The sequence below is a fragment of the Streptomyces sp. NPDC050988 genome, assembly GCF_044456225.1.
GTDB lineage: Bacteria > Actinomycetota > Actinomycetes > Streptomycetales > Streptomycetaceae > Streptomyces.
Window position 1 is genome coordinate 183826 of record NZ_JBITFQ010000011.1, and the last position, 19316, is coordinate 203141.

Sequence of the window (19316 nt, forward strand, 5' to 3'; positions counted from 1 at the left end):
CTCCCTCGCGGCGCCCCTGCGGCACCACGATTCCCGCCCGCGCGAAGAACCGGCAACCGGCCCTCCATATGAACCGCCGATACGAACCGGCCATAGCCGCCGGACAATCGGAACCGGCCATGAACTTCCGCGAGCGGTGCGCGTTGGAATCACGGTGCAGCGATCCAGGAAATCGTGTGGATCTTGGTCAATAACTGTGGACAACTCGACGGTTGTGAATATCGCCTTCACCCAAACCAGTGACCGATGAGTGACTGTTGTACGACTCTCTTAGAGCAGCACGGCGACTACCCACAGTTACGAATCCTGTGCAGACGCAGAGGAACGCCGCAGCCCGCACAACAGGGCCCGGCGCTCGAAGAAGAGAAGTTGAAAACCCACCCGGACATGCGACGACCCCCGCCGGGGGGGGAGAGCGGGGGTCGTCCCCACGGTCTGACTCGGGGGGGGAGGAGCCGGACCGGGTTAGCACGGTCGCGAACGATCCGTGACTTCCATGGTGTACCCGAGAGCCCTCTCAGGCAAACCCACGCGCCCCACACTAGCCCGAATGGCGGGCGCATATGCTCGACCCCGTGGAAAACCACTCCTTGCCCCGCACAGCGGCCTTCTTTGACCTGGACAAGACGGTCATTGCGAAGTCGAGCACTCTCACCTTCAGCAAGTCCTTCTACCAAGGCGGCCTGATCAACCGCCGGGCCGTGCTGCGCACCGCGTACGCCCAGTTCGTCTTCCTCGCGGGCGGCGCCGACCACGACCAGATGGAGCGGATGCGCGAGTACCTGTCGGCGTTGTGCCGCGGCTGGAACGTCCAACAAGTGAAGGAAATCGTCGCCGAGACCCTTCACGACCTGATCGATCCGATCATCTACGACGAGGCCGCCTCCCTCATCGAGGAGCACCACATCGCCGGACGGGACGTCGTGATCGTCTCCACGTCGGGGGCCGAGGTCGTCGAACCCATCGGCGAACTGCTCGGCGCGGACCGGGTGGTGGCGACCCGGATGATCGTGGGCGACGACGGCTGCTTCACGGGCGAGGTGGAGTACTACGCGTACGGCCCGACGAAGGCCGAGGCCGTCAAGGAGCTGGCCGCGTCCGAGGGGTACGACCTGTCGCGCTGCTACGCCTACAGCGACTCGGCGACCGACATCCCGATGCTCGCGGCGGTCGGCCATCCGCACGCCGTGAACCCCGATCGCGCGCTGCGCCGCGAGGCCACCGCGCGCGCGTGGCCCATCCTCGACTTCCACCACCCGGTCCGGCTGAAGCAGCGGCTGTCGGTGCCACCCCGGCCGGCCCTCGTCGCCGCCGCGGCCATAGGAGCGGCGGCCGCCACGGCGGGTCTGGTCTGGTACGCGAGCCGTCGGCGCGCGGCAGCCGTGTGATCCACGGACCGCGAGCGTGCCCGATTCACTCCCTTTGGCACTAAAAGTAAAGAAGTACAGCGAGGGGTTCCGCTTCCTCCGGACCTGGAGTACAAAGGGGTTAACGGCCCGCGAGACCAAGGACATCCGAGAGGATCACCTTCAAACGCAACCGAGGCCCCACGGACCGCGCATGAACACCGGGCACCCACGCGACGTCGACCCGTCGATTACGGGCCAGCCGCACCAGGCGACGGGCAACAGTTCCCGACCTGATGGGCAATATCTCGAGGACGCTTGGTAACCGGGTGGACATGCCAGCGGCGGTACGGATCCCGTACCGCCGCAACCCTGTTCAGGGGTACTCAGGGACCGTGACGTCCAGCGCCCCGCAGGCTTACGCAGCCCCTCGCTGAAGCGCCTCGCACACCGCCGTCGACTCCCTCGCACCGAGTTCGATCGCCTTGCCGCAGTGGGCGATCCAGGTGGCCATCCCCTCCGGCGTACCGGAGGCATAGCCTTCGAGGGCCGAGGCATAGGCCGCGCGGCCCAGTTCCCCGTGACCGACCTCCGCCGGGCAGACGGACTTGGGGTCGAGGCCGCTGCCGACCAGGACGATGCGTTCGGCCGCGCGCGCGACCAGGCCGTTGTGGGAACCGAAGGGACGCAGCGCGAGGAGTTCGCCGTGCACGATCGCGGCGGTCACCAGAGCGGGCGCGGAACCCCCCGCGACGACCAGCCGCGCGAGGCCGTCGAGACGGCCCTCGACCTCGGCCGCGTCCGGCAGCGGAAGTTCGATCAACGGCGGTCCCGCGGCGGCGGCAGCGGGCGTCTCCGCGACGGATTCACCGTCCCGTCGTGGACGCCCGACCGTGTCCCCCTTGTCGGCGGCGGCCACCAGATGGAGCCGCGCCAGTACCCGAAGGGGCGACTGCCGCCAGATGGACAGGAGTTGGCCCGCCTCGGCGGTCAGCCTGAGCGCGGAGCCCACCACGCGGGCCTCGTCGTCGCCGCTGAAGTCGGCCCGTCGGCGCACCTCTTCGAGGGCCCAGTCGGCACCGGACAGCGCCGCGGAACCGCGCGCGCCGCGCAGCGCCGCCTCCGAGGTGATCGCGTTGCTGCGGCGCCGCATGATGCGGTGCCCGTAGACCCGGTCCACGGCCTTGCGCACGGACTCCACGGATTCGGCCACGCCGGGCAGCGACCCCAGCGCCGCCAGCGGGTCGGCGTTCCCACCTGTCGTACTCATGAGTACGACCCTACGCACACCCGGCCCGCACCCCACCAATGAGTGGTCTTCTTCACGTATGACGGCCCCCGGACGCCGCCACACCGCTACCTTAATGAACATGAAAATTGCTTTCGTTGGGAAGGGCGGCAGCGGCAAGACCACCCTGTCCTCGCTCTTCGTGCGCCACCTCGCGTCCACCGGATCGCCCGTCGTCGCGGTGGACGCCGACATCAACCAGCACCTCGGACCCGCGCTCGGCCTCACCGACGAGGAGGCCGGGCGGCTGCCCGCCATGGGCGACCGGCTCGCGCTCATCAAGGACTACCTGCGAGGTTCCAACCCGCGCATCACGTCCACCGAGACGATGATCAAGACAACCCCGCCCGGCGAGGGCTCCCGTCTGCTGCGGGTGTGCGAGGACAACCCGGTGTACGAGGCCTGCGCCCGGCCGGTGGAACTCGACGGCGGCGCCGTCCGTTTGATGGTTACCGGCCCGTTCACCGAGGCCGACCTGGGAGTGTCCTGCTACCACTCCAAGACCGGTGCAGTGGAGCTCTGCCTGAACCATCTCGTTGACGGCCAGAGCGAGTACATCGTCGTCGACATGACGGCGGGCTCGGACTCCTTCGCGTCCGGCATGTTCACCCGCTTCGACATCACGTTCCTCGTCGCCGAGCCGACCCGGAAAGGAGTCTCCGTCTACCGCCAGTACAAGGAATACGCACGCGACTTCGGCGTCACCCTGAAGGTCGTCGGCAACAAGGTGCAGGGGCAGGACGACATCGACTTCCTCAGGGGTGAGGTCGGCGACGACCTGCTCCTGACGGTCGGCCACTCGGACTGGGTGCGCGCCATGGAGAAGGGCCGCCCGCCCAGGTTCGAGCAGTTGGAGGACGGCAACCGCCGTGCGCTGCGCGCCCTCCAGGCCGCCGCCGACGCCACGTACGAGCAGCGCGACTGGGAGCGCTACACGCGCCAGATGGTCCACTTCCACCTGAAGAACGCCCAGTCCTGGGGCAACGAACGAACGGGCGCCGACCTGGCGGCCCAGGTCGACCCGGAGTTCGTCCTGCGCGAGGCCGAGACCGCCACGGCCTGAGCCTCACGACGTACGGCACGCGGCGGCCGGGGCCCGGTCCGCCGTGCCGGGCCCGCCCGGCCGGACAGCCCCCGCGGCGGTCCGGACGCGCCCGCCACACCCGGCCGACGCGTGCCGACCGCGCGCGCCCGCCCACCGCCCACCGCCCACCGCCCAGGGGGTTACCGCTTGACCGCCGGTGCCCCCGGGACGCCCTTCGGGGCCGGGGCGGGCTGCTCGGCGAGGGGGACCGAGGGCGGCTGTTCGGAGACGGGTGGCGGGGCAGGCTGCTCGGAGAGGAACGATGTCCAGCCACCCTTCGGGTCCTCGCCCACCTTGAGGGTGCGGAGCTTGGCCAGGGTCTTCGGGTCCTGGACGTCGAGCCAGTCGGCGAGTTGGCGGAAGGAGACGCAGCGCACCTCGGGCTTGGTGCAGACGCGCTCGATGGTCTCCTGGACGGCGCGCATGTACGTGCCGCCGTTCCAGGACTCGAAGTGGTTGCCGATGATCAGCGGCGCGCGGTTGCCCTTGTAGGCGCGGGAGAAGCCCTTGAGCAGGCCGTCCCGCATCTGGTCGCCCCAGTACCTGTGCTTGGCCGGGTTGCCCCGGGTCGTGGCGCCCGACTGGTTGACCAGGAAGTTGTAGTCCATGGTCAACGTCTCGAAGGCGCGCCCAGGGACGGGGACGAGCTGCATCGACAGGTCCCACAGGCCCTTCTCCTTCTTGGGCCAGACCTGGTTGTTGACGCCACTGGTGTCGTAGCGGAAGCCCAGTTCCCGGGCGGCGCGCATGAAGTTCTTCCGGCCCTCGAGGCAGGGTGTGCGGGCGCCGATGAGTTCCTTGTCGTAGTCGAAGGGCAGCGGGGAGCCCTCCGCCGTACCCGTGGTGCTCTTCCAGGACTTGACGAAGAACTTGGCCTGGGCGATCTCGTCCTTCCACTCCTCGACCGACCACTGGCCCACGCCGCCCCCGCCGCCGCAGAAGTGGCCGTTGAAGTGCGTGCCGATCTCGTTGCCCTCGAGCCAGGCGCCACGCAGCTGCCGCACGGTGTCCTTGATGCCCTGCTCGTCGTTGAAGCCGATGTCGGAGCGGCCCGGTGAGTGCCGCGGCGGCCGGTACAGCTCACGCTTCGCCTCCGGAAGCATGTACACACCGCTCAGGAAGTACGTCATCGTCGCGTTGTTGGCCTTGGCCACCTTGCGGAAGTGCGAGAACAGCCGCTGGCTGTCCTCGCCGGCCCCGTCCCAGGAGAAGACCACGAACTGGGGCGGTCTCTGACCGGGGTTCAGCCGCTCGGGCCGCGGAAGATGCGGCTGGGCGCCGGTGAAGGCGGTGGAACCGTCGCCGATCAGGCGGACCGCGGTCTTGGGTGCCGGGGCGCCCGCGGCCTTCGTCGCGCCGCGAGCGCCGTCACCGTGCGCGCCCTTCTTGGCGCCGGTGTCACCGATACCGCAGCCGGCGAGCGCGGCGGCGCAGGTCGCGGCGGCAGTGACGCCTGCGGCGATCCTCTGAGTGGTGGCCATGTTCCGCCCACCTTCTTCCTTCATTCGGGCCAAAGCGGAAGGGATTCCGTGCGGTGGAATCCCGGATAACCCCGAGAAAACGGACAGAAACCGACAGCTACCCCAAGGTCGCAGAGGCCCCGGAAGGAATTAGTACGACAAGCCGATCAAAATGATTAATCACCCCCTGGAGTGAATTACTGACCCATTTGCGCTACTTTTTCACACACGTCCTTTACTCTCCATTACGATTCATTTACCGAGCGTTGAGAAATCCCGCCGCTGTACGCCGTGACCCACGGCCGCGCCCCAAGCGACCGCGTAGCCCCGGAGGAAGACGGGAACCATGCCTGCCTGCGTCCCCACCCGCACCGACGACTCATCGCACATGCCGGACGAGGGGCGGCCGCACAGCCCGCCCGAGCCTCGCCGCCCAACCCCCCGGATCCCCCGTGTCCCCCGCATCGCCGGCGCCGATCTGTCCGCCTCGATCGCCGTCTTCCTGATCGCCCTTCCGCTGTCCCTGGGCATCGCCCTCGCCACCGGGGCCCCGCTGCAGGCGGGGCTCGTCGCCGCCGCCGCGGGCGGACTGGTGGCCGGCCGCCTCGGCGGCGCCCCGCTCCAGGTGAGCGGCCCCGCCGCCGGGCTCACGGTCGTCACCGCCGATCTCATCCAGAAGTTCGGCTGGCGCACGACCTGCGCCATCACCGTCCTCGCCGGTCTCGCCCAACTCGGCCTGGGCTTCCTGCGCGTGGCCCGCTCCGCCCTCGCCGTCAGCCCCGCGATCGTGCACGGCATGCTGGCCGGCATCGGCATCACCATCGCCGTCGCCCAGCTGCACATCGTGCTCGGCGGCTCCCCGCGCAGCTCGGTCGTCGCCAACGTCCTGGAGCTGCCGGGGCAGTTGGCCCACCCTCAGGTGGCGGCGCTGTCGATGAGCGCCCTGACACTGGCCGTCCTGCTGGCCTGGACCCGGATCCCCGGGCGCGTGGGCCGGGCCCTTCGCAAGGTGCCCGCCGCGCTCGTCGCCGTCACCGCCGCCACCACGACGGCGGCGCTCGCCGGGCTCACCCTGCCCAAGGTCGACCTGCCGTCCTGGCGGAGCCACGCGCTGGCCGGACTGCCCGAGGGCCCGGCGCTCGGAATCACCGCCGCCGTCCTCACCGTCACGCTGGTGTGCAGCGTCCAGTCGCTGCTCGGCGCCGTCGCCGTGGACAAGCTCACGGCCGGGCGGCCCACCCAGCAGAAGCGCTCAGACCTCGACCGCGAGCTGCTCGGACAGGGCGCCGCCAACATCGTCTCCGGATCGCTCGGCGGGCTCCCCGTCGCGGGCGTGGCCGTGCGCAGCTCGGCGAACGTGCAGGCGGGAGCGGTCAGCCGGAACTCCACGATGCTGCACGGCGTCTGGGTCGTGATCGCCGCCCTGCTGATGGTCCCGGTCCTGGAGCTGATCCCCCTCGCGGCGCTCGCCGCCCTGGTGATGGCCGTCGGAATCCAGATGGTGTCCCTGCACCACATCCGCACGGTCACCCGCCACCGAGAGGTGCTGGTGTACGCGGTCACGACCCTCGCCGTCGTCGTCCTCGGCGTGCTGGAGGGCGTCCTGCTGGGGATCGCCGTGGCCGTCGGAGTCGCCCTGCACCGGCTCACCCGCACCCGCATCACCCACGACGAGGACTCGGCGGGCGTCCACCACGTACGCGTACGCGGGCAGTTGACGTTCCTCGCCGTGCCGCGCCTCAGCCGGACCCTGCATCTCGTGCCCCAGGGGGCCGATGCCGTGGTCGAGCTGGACGGCTCCTTCATGGACCACGCGGCGTACGAATCGCTGCACGACTGGCAGAGCACGCACCTCGCGCAGGGCGGCTCCGTCGAACTGACCGGACGCACCGGGGCCCGGCTGGCCGCACCCCACGTCCAGGGGGGCACCGGAGAGACCTCGCACTGCCACTGCCGGCCCTGGACGCCCTGGCGCAACCACCATTGCGAGCGCCCCGAGAGCGCCCCGCAGAGCGGGCGTCGGAGCGGGCATCAACTGGCCAGCGGCATCAGCTCGTTCCAGCGCAACACCGCACCCCTGGTGCGCGGCGAGCTGGCCCGGCTCGCGCGGGAGGGGCAGCAGCCCTCCCAGCTCTTCCTGACCTGCGCCGACTCCCGGCTGGTCACATCGATGATCACTTCCAGCGGTCCGGGCGACCTCTTCGTCGTGCGGAACGTCGGCAATCTCGTACCGCCCCCCGGCGAGGAGAGCGCCGACGACTCGGTCGCGGCCGCCATCGAGTACGCGGTGGAGGTGCTGCAGGTGCGGTCCATCACCGTGTGCGGGCACTCCGGCTGCGGGGCGATGCAGGCGCTGATGAACACCGAACCGGGCGGCGCGCAGACGCCGTTGAAGCGGTGGCTGCGGCACGGGCTGCCGAGTCTGGAGCGGATGGCCGCCAAGGACCGGCCCTGGACGCGTATCGCCGGTCGGGCACCCGCCGACGCCGTCGAGCAGCTCTGTCTGACCAACGTGGTGCAGCAGTTGGAGCATCTGCGGGCGCACGACTCCGTGGCCCGCGCGCTGCAGGAGGGCGCGCTCGAACTGCACGGGATGTACTTCCACGTGGGCGAGGCCCAGGCGTACCTCCTCACGGAGCGCGCGCACCACGAGGAGCCGGACGGCGAGGTCTTCGACCGGGTCGCGGCGACGGCCCTGCACGACACACCTGCCTGAACCGCCCCCGCCCCGGGGCCCGCGAGCCACTCCCAGGAGCCCGCGGGCCCACTCCCGGGGGGTCCGCGGCCCCACTCCCGGGGCCCGTCCAGCGCCCTGCCACGGGTTCCGTTCGGGGCCCCGCCACGGGGCCGTTCGGACACCTCCCACGGAGCCGTTCGGACGCCTGCCACGAGCCCGCCCCGCCCGCGAGCCTGAACCGCGCCCCTCCCCCGTCCGTGAGAACGTGTGGCCCCCGTGTCCGCGGGAAGCCGCACGCACACATGATCCTGCCCACAGGTCTAAACCAATTCCCGGCCGGACCTTGTCACCAGGGGTCCGCGTCTGATGAGCTGTGGCCTGGGACACAACGGTCGCCCACCGGCCCAGCACCGTAAGGGAGATGTCGTGAGCAACGAAAGCCTGGCCAACCTGCTGAAGGAAGAGCGCAGGTTCGCGCCGCCCGCCGACCTGGCCGCGAACGCCAACGTCACCGCGGAGGCGTATGAGCAGGCCAAGGCTGACAGGCTCGGCTTCTGGGCCGAGCAGGCCCGCCGGCTGACCTGGGCCACCGAGCCGGCCGAGACCCTGGACTGGTCGAACCCGCCGTTCGCCAAGTGGTTCAAGGACGGCAGGCTCAACGTCGCGTACAACTGCGTGGACCGCCACGTCGAGGCGGGGAACGGCGACCGGGTCGCCATCCACTTCGAGGGCGAGCCGGGTGACGGCCGCGCCATCACGTACGCCGAGCTGAAGGACGAGGTCTCGCGGGCGGCGAACGCCCTGACGGAGCTCGGGGTCGAGAAGGGCGACCGGGTCGCCATCTACCTGCCGATGATTCCCGAGGCCGTCGTCTCGATGCTGGCCTGCGCCCGCATCGGCGCCGCGCACTCCGTGGTCTTCGGCGGCTTCTCGGCCGACGCCATCGCCACCCGTATCCAGGACGCCGACGCCAAGCTGGTCATCACCTCGGACGGCGGCTACCGCCGCGGCAAGCCCTCCGCGCTCAAGCCGGCCGTCGACGAGGCGGTCTCCCGGGTCGACGGCGTGGACAAGGTCCTCGTCGTGCGGCGTACGGGCCAGGACGTCGCGTGGACCGAGGGCCGTGACGTCTGGTGGCACGAGATCACGGCGAAGCAGTCCGCCGAGCACACCCCCGAGGCGTTCGACGCCGAGCACCCGCTGTTCATCCTCTACACCTCGGGGACGACGGGTAAGCCGAAGGGCATCCTGCACACCTCCGGCGGCTACCTCACCCAGGCCGCGTACACCCACCACGCCGTCTTCGACCTCAAGCCGGAGACCGACGTCTACTGGTGCACGGCCGACATCGGCTGGGTCACCGGCCACTCGTACATCACGTACGGGCCGCTGGCGAACGGCGCTACACAGGTGATGTACGAGGGCACGCCGGACACCCCGCACCAGGGGCGCTTCTGGGAGATCGTGCAGAAGTACGGCGTGACGATCCTCTACACGGCACCGACGGCCATCCGTACGTTCATGAAGTGGGGCGACGACATCCCCGCGAAGTTCGATCTCAGCAGCCTGCGGGTGCTGGGCTCGGTGGGTGAGCCGATCAACCCCGAGGCGTGGATCTGGTACCGCAAGCACATCGGCGGCGACCGCACCCCGATCGTGGACACCTGGTGGCAGACCGAGACCGGCGCGATGATGATCTCGCCGCTGCCGGGCGTGACCGAGACCAAGCCGGGGTCCGCGCAGCGCGCGCTGCCGGGCATCTCGGCGACCGTCGTCGACGACGAGGCGCGCGAAGTGCCGGACGGCGGCGGCGGTTACCTCGTGCTCACCGAGCCGTGGCCGTCGATGCTGCGCACCATCTGGGGCGACGACCAGCGGTTCCTCGACACGTACTGGTCGCGCTTCGAGGGCAAGTACTTCGCGGGCGACGGCGCCAAGAAGGACGACGACGGCGACATCTGGCTGCTCGGCCGGGTGGACGACGTGATGCTCGTGTCCGGGCACAACATCTCCACCACCGAGGTCGAGTCGGCGCTCGTCTCGCACCCGTCGGTCGCCGAGGCGGCGGTCGTGGGCGCGGCCGACGAGACAACCGGCCAGGCGATCGTGGCCTTCGTGATCCTGCGCGGTACGGCGTCCGAGACCGACAGCCTCGTGGGCGACCTGCGCGACCACGTCTCGAAGGCCCTCGGCCCGATCGCCAAGCCGAAGCGGATCCTGCCGGTGGCCGAGCTGCCCAAGACCCGTTCGGGCAAGATCATGCGCCGGCTGCTGCGCGACGTCGCGGAGAACCGCCAGCTCGGTGACGTCACCACGCTCACCGACTCCACGGTGATGGACCTCATCCAGTCGAAGCTCCCGGCGGCGCCCAGCGAGGACTGACGTAGAGACTGACGTACGACGCGAGAGGGGCACCCGGCGCAGGACGCGCCGGGTGCCCCTCTCGCGTCTAGCCTGATGATCACCGGATGGGTCCGGCCGCATCTTGGGTAGGCTGAGGAGCGCGTAGACAACGCGACAAGAGAAACACGACGAGAGAACTCAGAGATCCCAGGGATCTCAAAAGGTGCGCCGGGAAGTCTGGTCGGCAAGTGCTCAGTGATGCCTACCGACCGGAGGTCGATCTCGTGCCCGCGCCCGCTCCCCGCAAGAACCACAAGGTCCTCGGACGGCTCTCCCTGCCCGAGCGGACCTTCGTCGCGGACGCGCTGCGCACCGAGACGGTCGGCGGCGTCCTCCTGCTCGCCGCCGCGGTCGCCGCGCTGATCTGGGCGAACACCCCGATCCGGGAGAGCTACGAGTCGGTCAGGGACTTCCACGTAGGACCCGCCTCGCTCGGCCTGGACCTCTCCATCGAGCACTGGGCCGCCGACGGACTCCTCGCCGTCTTCTTCTTCGTCGCCGGCATCGAGCTCAAGCGTGAGCTGGTCGCCGGTGACCTCAGGGACCCGCGGGCCGCCGCGCTCCCGGTCGTCGCCGCGCTGTGCGGCATGGCCGTGCCCGCGCTCGTCTACACACTGGTCAACGTCACCGGCGGCGGCTCGCTCGCCGGCTGGGCCGTACCGACCGCGACCGACATCGCCTTCGCACTCGCCGTCCTCGCCGTCATCGGTACGTCGCTGCCGAGCGCCCTCCGCGCCTTCCTGCTCACGCTCGCCGTCGTCGACGACCTGTTCGCGATCCTGATCATCGCCGTGTTCTTCACCGAGAGCCTGAACTTCGCGGCGCTCGGCGGCGCCGCCGTCGGCCTCGCCGTCTTCTGGCTGCTGCTGCGCAGGGGCGTACGCGGCTGGTACGTGTACGTGCCGCTCGCCCTGGTGATCTGGGGGCTGATGTACAACAGCGGCGTCCACGCCACGATCGCCGGTGTCGCGATGGGCCTGATGCTCCGCTGCACCACCCGCAAGGACGAAGGCGAGCAGCGTTCACCCGGCGAGCGCATCGAACATCTCGTACGCCCCCTGTCGGCGGGCCTCGCCGTACCGCTGTTCGCGCTGTTCAGCGCCGGGGTCGCGGTGTCGGGGAGTGCGCTCGGCGAGGTGTTCACCCGGCCGGAGACCCTCGGTGTCGTGCTCGGTCTGGTCGTCGGCAAGGCGGTCGGCATCTTCGGCGGCACCTGGCTGACGGCCCGCTTCACCAGGGCCTCGCTCTCCGACGACCTGGCCTGGCCCGACGTGTTCGCGGTGTCCTCGCTCGCCGGCATCGGCTTCACCGTCTCGCTGCTCATCGGGGAACTCGCCTTCGACGGCGACCAGGCGCTCACCGACGAGGTCAAGGCCGCCGTCCTGCTGGGCTCCCTGATCGCGGCCGTCCTGTCGGGCGTCCTGCTGAAGATACGCAACGCCAAGTACCGCAGGCTGTGGGAGGACGAGGAGCGCGACGAGGACCTCGACGGCATCCCCGACATCTACGAGCAGGACAACCCCGCCTACCACCTGCGGATGGCCGAGATCCACGAGCGCAAGGCCGCCGAGCACCGGAGGCTTGCCGAAGTGACGGGCGGGGCAAGCGAGGAGAACGACGGTCCGGCATGATCTGACACGCACGGTCCGTTACGCACGTTCCGATACGCCCGGTCCGGCACGTACGGTCCAGACGTACCCAAACGCTCACAGCTCCACGACGACAGACGACGCAAGACAACGGCGACAAGACAACCGGCAAGACAACACCGACAAGACAACAGGGAGAACGCGATGAGCGCACCCGACGGCAGCCCGGTCGGCGCCGAACGCAGCATCGGCCAGCTGTTCGCCTCGGCGACGACCGAGATGTCCGCGCTGGTGCACGACGAGATCGCACTGGCGAAGGCGCAGCTCAAGAGGGACGTCAAGCGCGGAGCGGTCGGTGGCGGCGCGTTCGCGGCGGCCGGTGCGGTACTGATCTTCTCCCTGCCCATGCTGAGCTTCGCCCTGGCGTACGGCATCCGCACCTGGAGCGACTGGAACCTGGCGGTCTGCTTCCTGCTGTCGTTCGCCGCGAACGTGGTGGTCGCGGGCGTCCTCGCGCTGATCGGCGTGATCTTCGCGAAGAAGGCCAAGAAGGGCCAGGGCCCGCAGAAGACGGCCGCCTCGGTCAAGGAATCGGCGGCCGTACTGCAGAACGTGAAGCCGCACCCCCGTGAGGTGACCGCGGCCGACGCGGTCGGTGACACCGCCAAGGCTGTGGCACGCTCGTCCTCATGACGGACCCCGCCTCATCCTCGGCACAACCCACCTCGGTCGTACGGCTCGACGTGCCCGGCGGAAAACAGGTGACCCACCGGGACGTCGCCGCCAACGGCGCGCGCTTCCACATCGCCGAGATGGGCGACGGACCGCTCGTCCTGCTGCTGCACGGTTTCCCGCAGTTCTGGTGGACCTGGCGGCATCAGCTGGTGGCGCTCTCCGACGCGGGCTTCCGCGCGGTCGCGATGGATCTGCGGGGCATCGGCGGCAGCGACCGCACCCCGCGCGGCTACGACCCCGCGAACCTCGCCCTCGACATCACCGGCGTCGTACGGTCCCTCGGCGAGCCCGACGCCGCGCTGGTCGGGCACGACCTCGGCGGCTATCTGGCGTGGACCGCGGCCGTGATGCGCCCCAAGCTGGTCCGCCGGCTCGTGGTCTCCTCGATGCCGCACCCCCGGCGCTGGCGCTCCGCGATGCTCTCGGACATGAAGCAGACCGCGGCCGGCTCGTACATCTGGGGCTTCCAGCGGCCCTGGATCCCCGAGCGCCAACTGCTCGCCGACGAGGGGGCCCTGGTCGGCGAACTCATCCGGGACTGGTCCGGGCCGCGGCTGCCCGACGACGAGGCCGTGGAGGCGTACCGGCGGGCGATGCTGATCCCGTCGACGGCGCACTGCTCGCTGGAGCCGTACCGGTGGATGGTCCGCTCGATGGCCCGTCCGGACGGTATTCAGTTCAACCGCCGTATGAAGCGGCCGGTGCGGGTGCCGACGCTGCATCTGCACGGCTCGCTCGATCCGGTGATGCGCACGCGGAGCGCCGCGGGGTCCGGGGAGTACGTCGAAGCGCCGTACCGCTGGCGCCTGTTCGACGGGCTCGGGCACTTTCCCCACGAGGAGGATCCGGTGGCCTTCTCCACCGAATTGGTGAACTGGCTGAAGGACCCCGAGCCGGACCGCTGAGGGCATCGCGCCGCAGGTCAGGGGCCGTTCGACGAAGCCCTCGCACCACGCGCCCCACCCGTCTCGGGAACGCCTGTTCTACGAACGGCCAATTGCCCGACGCATAGGCCGATTGGGGGGCGTGGGGGCGGTTATCGACCTTGGGGCAGGGGCAGACGTCGGGGTATGGGCTGGACGCACGACTACAGTGACGCAGCACGAAACCGCCGCTCGGCCAGTGGCCTGAGCTCCCATCAGAGGGGAGCCCCGCAGCTGCAGGGCACGGATCCTCGGCTGGGAATCCCGCACATTCTGAAGCGCCGTGCCCGCTGGGTCTCGGCCCGCCTGCGTCACCCGCGCGACTGAGGACCCGCGCGGCCGGATCGTTCGGACCTTCGCCCGTTCGACTCCGTCGGCCGAGCCCCTGCGCACCCCGGACTACAGCGCGCAGCTGTCGCTGCCCACCTGCTGGTTGGCGGTACGGCCCTTGGTGATGTCCTCCTGGACCTCTTCCACGGTCAGCGCGTACCCCGTGTCGGCGTCGTCGAGGGACTTCGCGAACACCACGCCGTACACCTCGCCGGTCGCGGTGAGCAGCGGGCCGCCGGAGTTGCCCTGGCGCACGGTCGCGAAGACGGAGTAGACCTTCCGCTGCACGGTGCCGCGGTGGTAGATGTCCGGGCCGTTGGCCGTGATGGGTCCGCGCACGCGCGCCGGGTTGACCGTGTACGAGCCGTTCTCGGGGAAGCCCGCGACGATCGCGTCGTCCCCCCTGGTCGCTTCCTCGGTGGTGAACTTCAGGGCGGGCGCGTTCAGATCGGGTACGTCGAGTACGGCGATGTCGCGCTCCCAGTCGTAGAGCACGACCTTCGCGGCGTACCGCCTGCCCTCGCCGCCTATCTGGACGTACGGCTCGTCCACGCCGCCCACCACATGAGCGTTGGTCATCACGCGGCGCGGGGCGTAGACGAAGCCGGTGCCTTCGAGGACCTTGCCGCAACTCTGGGCGGTCCCGGTGACCTTGACGATGGAGCGCTGGGCGCGGGCGGCGACCGGGCTCGTCGCGAGGGCCGGGTCGGGCGGGTCCACGTCGTCGATCTGCTCGTCCGAGAAGGGGCTGAAGACCTGCGGGAAGCCGTTCTGCGCGAGGACCTTGGAGAAGCCCGCGAACCAGGTGTCGGCCTGGTCGGGCAGCGCCCGGTCCACGCCGAGCATCACCTTGGAGTTGCGGACCTCCTTGCCGAGCGTCGGCAGTGTCGTACCGGCCAGGGCCGAGCCGATCAGCCAGGCGACGAGGAGCATCGCCACGACGTTGACGAGGGAGCCGCCCGTGGCGTCCAGGGCGCGGGCCGGGGACCAGGTGATGTACCGGCGCAGCTTGTTGCCGAGATGGGTGGTGAGGGCCTGGCCGACCGAGGCGCAGACGATCACGACGACCACGGCGACGACGGCTGCGGTCGTGCCGACCTCCGCGTCGTCCGTCACCGCGCCCCAGATGACCGGCAGGAGGTAGACGGCGACGAGACCGCCGCCCAGGAATCCGATCACCGACAGGATGCCTACGACGAATCCCTGGCGATAGCCCACGATCGCGAACCACACGGCGGCGACCAGCAACAGGATGTCCAGCACGTTCACTGCTTCAAGCCTCGCCTCATCACTTTGCGGTGGCCGTGCCTCGGCCGGGGGTCCGGGGACACCCGGCGCAGCCGCTCATGTCGCGGCCCCCGGGAAGACACAGCACGGGTGCCACCCTGTCATGCGCGCCAGTCGAGCGGCACCTGCTTGTCGCGGTCCCAAGGTCGTTCCCAGCCCGCGTAGTGCAGGAGGCGGTCGATGATTCCGGCCGTGAAGCCCCAGACCAGGGCGGATTCGACCAGGAATGCCGGACCTGCGTGGCCGCGCGGGTGCACGGCCGTCGCGCGGTTGCCTGGGTCCGTGAGATCCGCCACGGGGACCGTGAAGACGCGGGCGGTCTCCGCCGGATCGACCACGCCGACCGGTGTCGGCTCGCGCCACCAGCCCAGCACCGGGGTGACCACGAAGCCGCTCACCGGGATGTAGAGCTTCGGGAGCACGCCGAAGAGCTGGACACCTCGGGGGTCGAGCCCGGTCTCCTCCTCGGCCTCGCGGAGGGCGGCCCGCAACGGCCCGTCGCCCTTCGGGTCGCCGTCCTCGGGGTCGAGGGCGCCACCGGGGAACGACGGCTGCCCCGCATGCGACCTGAGCGAACTCGCCCGCTCCATGAGCAGCAGCTCGGGGCCCAGCTCCCCCTCGCCGAACAGGATCAGTACGGCCGACTGGCGCCCGCCGCCGTCCTCCGGGGGCAGGAAGCGGCTCAGCTGGAGCGGCTCCACCGTCTCCACGGCATGCACCACCGGGTCCAGCCAGCCCGGCAGGCCGTCCTTGGTCAGGACCAGATCGCCGTCCTGCATGTCATGCGTGCGACTCGCGCGCGTCATCGCCACCCCCGTTCTGCTGCTCTCAACGCCCGCGGGTCCACAGATCGTTCCGTCATCCGGCCTCCCGCGCGGGTGAACCGGGCGCGGGGACGGCGGAGGAGGGCGCGGGGACGGCGGAGGAGGGTGCGGGTGCGCCGGGGGCGGACGCACCGGGCACGAGGGCGCCGGGGGCGGACGCGCCGGGGACGGGCGCTCCCAGCGGGGGTGCGGGCATGCCGCCCGCGTCGAGGTAGGACTGCGGAGGGTTGAGGCGCTGGCCCGGGAACCCGCCCTTCTCGTACTTCAGGAGCTTCTGGGCCTTCTCCGGGTCCGTCTCGCCCTCCCCGTACGCCGGGCAGAGCGGGGCGATCGGGCAGGCACCGCAGGCGGGCTTGCGGGCGTGGCAGATACGGCGGCCGTGGAAGATCACGTGGTGCGAGAGCATCGTCCACTCGCTCTTCGGGAAGAGCCCGCCGATGGCCGCCTCGATCTTGTCGGGCTCCGTCCGGTCGGTCCACTGCCAGCGCCGTACGAGCCGCTGGAAGTGGGTGTCCACGGTGATGCCGGGGCGGCCGAAGGCGTTGCCGAGGACGACGAAGGCGGTCTTGCGGCCCACTCCGGGCAGTTTGACGAGGTCTTCGAGGCGGCCGGGGACCTCGCCCCCGAAGTCGTCCCGCAGGGCCTTGGAGAGCCCTATCACCGACTTGGTCTTGGCCCGGAAGAACCCGGTCGGCCGGAGGATCTCCTCGACCTCCTCCGGATTCGCCGCTGCCAGGTCCTCGGGCGTGGGGTACTTCCCGAAGAGCGCCGGCGTCGTCTGGTTCACCCTCAGGTCGGTCGTCTGCGCCGACAAAACCGTGGCCACCACCAGCTGGAAGGGGTCCTCAAAGTCCAGCTCCGGGTGCGCGTACGGGTACACCTCGCCGAGCTCACGGTTGATGCGGCGCGCCCGCCGGACGAGGGCCGTGTGCGACTCGTTCCTGGGTGGCTTGGCGGGGGTGATTTTGGTGGGGGTGGTTTTGGCCGGGGCGGCTTTGACGGAGGCTGCCTTGGCGGGGGTGGCTTTGGCGGAGGCTGCCTTGGCAGGGGCTGCTTTGGGGGGAGTGGCTTTGGCGGGGGTCACTGCGGCGGGTGCGGCTTTCTTCGCGGGGGCGGACTTTTTGGCGGGCGCGGGCGCGGGCGCGGGCGTGGGGGTGGGGGTGGGCGTGGGCGGGGGCTTCCTGGCGGTCGCCTTCGCGGGCGTGCTCGACGCTGAGGCCTTCTTGGCGGTCGCCTTCTCCGGTGCGCTCGACAGCGAGGTTTTCCCGGCGACGGCCTTCGCCGGAGTGGTCTTCTTCTTGGCGGCCCTCTGTGGAGCAGCAGCCTTCTTCGGGGCGACCATCTTCTTGCTCGCGGCAGCGGCCTTCCTGCTCGCGGCAGCCACCTGCTTGCTCGGGGCGGCAGCCCTCCCGCTCGGAGCGCCAGCCTCCTTGCCCATGGCGGCGGCCTCCTCACTCGGGGCCGCCACCTTCCTGCTCGCGGCAGCAGCCGTCTTGGCCGCGGCAGTCTTCTTCGAGACGGCCACCTTCTTCGCGGCGGCAGCCTTCTTGCTCGCGGCAGCCTTCTTGCTCGCGGCAGCCACCTTCCTGCTCGGGGCGGCAGCCTTCCTCGCGGACGCGGCTCTCTTGACGGCGGCGGCCTTCTTCGCGGTCGCGGCCATCTCCGAGGCGGCGGCCCCCGCGGCCTTCCCGGCGGCCCCGGCCGACCTCTTGGCCCGACCGGACCCTGCCGCTTTTGTCGTTTTCTTCGCTCCGTCGGGGTCCTGTTCGCCCACAGCGGAATCGCGACGTGCAACCACCCGTCCAGCCCCCTTGGCCTGTGCTCTCACCGGCGATTTGGACACCCGGCCAGCCTAAAGCCCACCAGTGACATCCGCCCCGGCCCTCGGGGATCGGCCCCCAATTGGCCCCCTGCCGCACTGCGGGACACACCTGTACGGCAGACTTGTGACTGATCACACTGTTTGGACCGTCCGGCAAGATGGGGAACACGGTCCCCGGCACACGGGGGAGCAAGATCCCCTGAGCAGGTCGACAAGGAGAGAACTCGTGGACGACGTTCTGCGGCGCGCCCCGCTCTTCGCGGCGCTCGATGACGAGCAGGCCGCGGAGCTCCGCGCCTCCATGAGTGAGGTGACCCTCGCGCGCGGAGACGCGCTCTTTCACGAGGGCGACCCCGGAGACCGCCTGTACGTGGTCACCGAGGGCAAGGTGAAGCTCCACCGCACATCCCCCGACGGCCGCGAGAACATGCTGGCGGTCCTCGGCCCCGGCGAGCTCATCGGTGAGCTGTCGCTGTTCGACCCGGGCCCGCGCACGGCGACCGCCAGCGCGCTGACCGAGGTCAAGCTGCTCGGCCTCGGCCACGGCGACCTCCAGCCCTGGCTGAACGCGCGGCCCGAGGTGGCCGCCGCCCTACTGCGCGCCGTCGCCCGACGTCTGCGCAAGACCAACGACCAGATGTCCGACCTGGTCTTCTCCGACGTGCCGGGCCGCGTGGCCCGCGCGCTCCTGGACCTCTCGCGCCGCTTCGGCGTGCAGTCCGAGGAGGGCATCCACGTCGTGCACGACCTGACCCAGGAGGAGCTGGCCCAACTCGTCGGCGCCTCCCGGGAGACGGTCAACAAGGCGCTCGCCGACTTCGCGGGCCGCGGCTGGCTCCGCCTGGAGGCCCGCGCGGTGATCCTGCTGGACGTGGAGCGCCTCGCGAAGCGCTCGCGCTAGCCGCTGAACGTCACGCCTTCTTTAAGGAAGGGCCCCGCCGACACGGTGGGGCCCTTCTTGTCGTCTTGTTGTCGCCGGACGCCAGCCTGAGGGGTGGGGACGCACGAGGACACGGGGACTACGAGGACAGAGCGTCGGAGTCCGTCGGGGGCGGCACGAAGGGCCCTTGGCGGCGGCGGGGGCCCGCGCCGGCGCCGAGGCTGTGGAGGTACCCGCGGGAGAAGGGAAGCCCCGGCGCACCGCTGAGCACCTGGGTGGCCGACGGAACCCTCGCCATGGCCCGCTCCGACCGGGTGGAGGCGTACGGCCTGACGACCGGTGCCCCCCTGTGGACGTGGCAGCCGCCCGACGGCGAGGTACTGGCCCACGCCCCCGCGGACGCACCGGACGGCGTGGGCGTCGTACTGCATCACGCCGACGGGGACGGGGACAGGGACGGCGGCGCGGAGCACGTCAGCCTCACAGGGCTCGATCCCGTGGACGGCCGGGTCGTGGCCGAGCGCGCCTTGCCCGGCCACAGCTACCGGGCCCGCCTCGCCGCGGCCGGGGACTGCCTCGCCGTGGTCTGTACGGCGGAGCGCCCCGTCCACCGGCTGCGCGTGTTCCGCTGGAAATGACATGAACCCGCGGCCCGGCCCGTGCAGAGT

At 70.5% G+C, this 19316-nt stretch carries 14 protein-coding genes and 1 pseudogene; 10 read left to right on the forward strand and 5 right to left on the reverse strand.

What is annotated here, in order from left to right:
* The first annotated feature begins 563 nt into the window (after window positions 1–563).
* Window positions 564–1388, forward strand: a complete 825-nt coding sequence (locus ACIBEI_RS24495) for an HAD family hydrolase (protein WP_398892195.1) — start codon at window positions 564–566, stop codon at window positions 1386–1388.
* A gap of 376 nt (window positions 1389–1764) precedes the next feature.
* Here ACIBEI_RS24495 and ACIBEI_RS24500 read toward each other — a convergent pair whose 3' ends face one another.
* Complete coding sequence (locus ACIBEI_RS24500) at window positions 1765–2616, reverse strand: oxidoreductase (RefSeq protein WP_398892197.1); 852 nt, start codon at window positions 2614–2616, stop codon at window positions 1765–1767.
* Window positions 2617–2710: 94 nt separating this feature from the next.
* On the opposite strand from ACIBEI_RS24500, the gene ACIBEI_RS24505 reads away from it, so the two are divergent.
* On the forward strand, window positions 2711–3697 hold the full coding sequence (locus ACIBEI_RS24505; protein ID WP_398892199.1) for an ATP-binding protein: 987 nt from the start codon (window positions 2711–2713) through the stop codon (window positions 3695–3697).
* A 161-nt stretch (window positions 3698–3858) separates the two neighbouring features.
* On the opposite strand, the gene ACIBEI_RS24510 is transcribed toward ACIBEI_RS24505, so the two are convergent.
* Window positions 3859–5199, reverse strand: a complete 1341-nt coding sequence (locus ACIBEI_RS24510; protein ID WP_398892201.1) for a hypothetical protein — start codon at window positions 5197–5199, stop codon at window positions 3859–3861.
* A 325-nt stretch (window positions 5200–5524) separates the two neighbouring features.
* Here ACIBEI_RS24510 and ACIBEI_RS24515 point away from each other — a divergent pair, with 325 nt between their 5' ends.
* The 6 genes from ACIBEI_RS24515 to ACIBEI_RS24540 all read left to right on the forward strand — a co-directional run bounded on the left by ACIBEI_RS24515 (window position 5525) and on the right by ACIBEI_RS24540 (window position 13832).
* Complete coding sequence (locus ACIBEI_RS24515) at window positions 5525–7894, forward strand: bifunctional SulP family inorganic anion transporter/carbonic anhydrase (protein ID WP_398892203.1); 2370 nt, start codon at window positions 5525–5527, stop codon at window positions 7892–7894.
* Window positions 7895–8221: 327 nt separating this feature from the next.
* Window positions 8222–10237, forward strand: a complete 2016-nt coding sequence (gene acs / locus ACIBEI_RS24520; RefSeq protein WP_398892205.1) for an acetate--CoA ligase — start codon at window positions 8222–8224, stop codon at window positions 10235–10237.
* A 245-nt stretch (window positions 10238–10482) separates the two neighbouring features.
* Window positions 10483–11889, forward strand: a complete 1407-nt coding sequence (nhaA, locus tag ACIBEI_RS24525; RefSeq protein WP_398892426.1) for a Na+/H+ antiporter NhaA — start codon at window positions 10483–10485, stop codon at window positions 11887–11889.
* A 162-nt stretch (window positions 11890–12051) separates the two neighbouring features.
* Window positions 12052–12540, forward strand: coding sequence for a phage holin family protein (locus ACIBEI_RS24530; RefSeq protein WP_398892207.1), 489 nt, complete (start codon window positions 12052–12054; stop codon window positions 12538–12540).
* Entirely contained in the window at window positions 12537–13487 is a 951-nt protein-coding gene (locus ACIBEI_RS24535; RefSeq protein WP_189843225.1) for an alpha/beta fold hydrolase, read from the forward strand. Before ACIBEI_RS24530 ends, ACIBEI_RS24535 begins: the two co-directional genes overlap by 4 nt.
* Window positions 13488–13652: 165 nt before the next feature.
* On the forward strand, window positions 13653–13832 hold the full coding sequence (locus ACIBEI_RS24540) for a hypothetical protein (protein ID WP_079053496.1): 180 nt from the start codon (window positions 13653–13655) through the stop codon (window positions 13830–13832).
* Between the two features lie 72 nt (window positions 13833–13904).
* On the opposite strand, the gene ACIBEI_RS24545 is transcribed toward ACIBEI_RS24540, so the two are convergent.
* The 3 genes and pseudogenes from ACIBEI_RS24545 to nth all read right to left on the reverse strand — a co-directional run.
* Entirely contained in the window at window positions 13905–15104 is a 1200-nt protein-coding gene (locus ACIBEI_RS24545; protein ID WP_398892210.1) for a MarP family serine protease, read from the reverse strand.
* A 119-nt stretch (window positions 15105–15223) separates the two neighbouring features.
* Entirely contained in the window at window positions 15224–15928 is a 705-nt protein-coding gene (locus tag ACIBEI_RS24550; protein ID WP_398892212.1) for an NUDIX hydrolase, read from the reverse strand.
* A gap of 190 nt (window positions 15929–16118) precedes the next feature.
* A pseudogene (gene nth, locus ACIBEI_RS24555) lies at window positions 16119–17288 on the reverse strand (endonuclease III); the annotation flags it as partial.
* Between the two features lie 706 nt (window positions 17289–17994).
* On the opposite strand from nth, the gene ACIBEI_RS24560 reads away from it, so the two are divergent.
* Entirely contained in the window at window positions 17995–18669 is a 675-nt protein-coding gene (locus tag ACIBEI_RS24560; RefSeq protein WP_016642758.1) for a Crp/Fnr family transcriptional regulator, read from the forward strand.
* A 254-nt stretch (window positions 18670–18923) separates the two neighbouring features.
* Window positions 18924–19286, forward strand: coding sequence for a hypothetical protein (locus tag ACIBEI_RS24565; RefSeq protein ID WP_398892214.1), 363 nt, complete (start codon window positions 18924–18926; stop codon window positions 19284–19286).
* Window positions 19287–19316: the final 30 nt, after the last annotated feature.

Coding starts and splice junctions, on each gene's coding strand:
- acs (WP_398892205.1), top strand. CDS start 8,222: ATGAGCTGTGGCCTGGGACACAACGGTCGCCCACCGGCCCAGCACCGT.
- ACIBEI_RS24550 (WP_398892212.1), bottom strand. CDS start 15,928: ATGACGCGCGCGAGTCGCACGCATGACATGCAGGACGGCGATCTGGTC.
- ACIBEI_RS24505 (WP_398892199.1), top strand. CDS start 2,711: ATGAACATGAAAATTGCTTTCGTTGGGAAGGGCGGCAGCGGCAAGACC.
- ACIBEI_RS24500 (WP_398892197.1), bottom strand. CDS start 2,616: ATGAGTACGACAGGTGGGAACGCCGACCCGCTGGCGGCGCTGGGGTCG.
- ACIBEI_RS24530 (WP_398892207.1), top strand. CDS start 12,052: ATGAGCGCACCCGACGGCAGCCCGGTCGGCGCCGAACGCAGCATCGGC.
- ACIBEI_RS24495 (WP_398892195.1), top strand. CDS start 564: ATGCTCGACCCCGTGGAAAACCACTCCTTGCCCCGCACAGCGGCCTTC.
- ACIBEI_RS24515 (WP_398892203.1), top strand. CDS start 5,525: ATGCCTGCCTGCGTCCCCACCCGCACCGACGACTCATCGCACATGCCG.
- ACIBEI_RS24535 (WP_189843225.1), top strand. CDS start 12,537: ATGACGGACCCCGCCTCATCCTCGGCACAACCCACCTCGGTCGTACGG.
- ACIBEI_RS24540 (WP_079053496.1), top strand. CDS start 13,653: ATGGGCTGGACGCACGACTACAGTGACGCAGCACGAAACCGCCGCTCG.
- ACIBEI_RS24510 (WP_398892201.1), bottom strand. CDS start 5,199: ATGGCCACCACTCAGAGGATCGCCGCAGGCGTCACTGCCGCCGCGACC.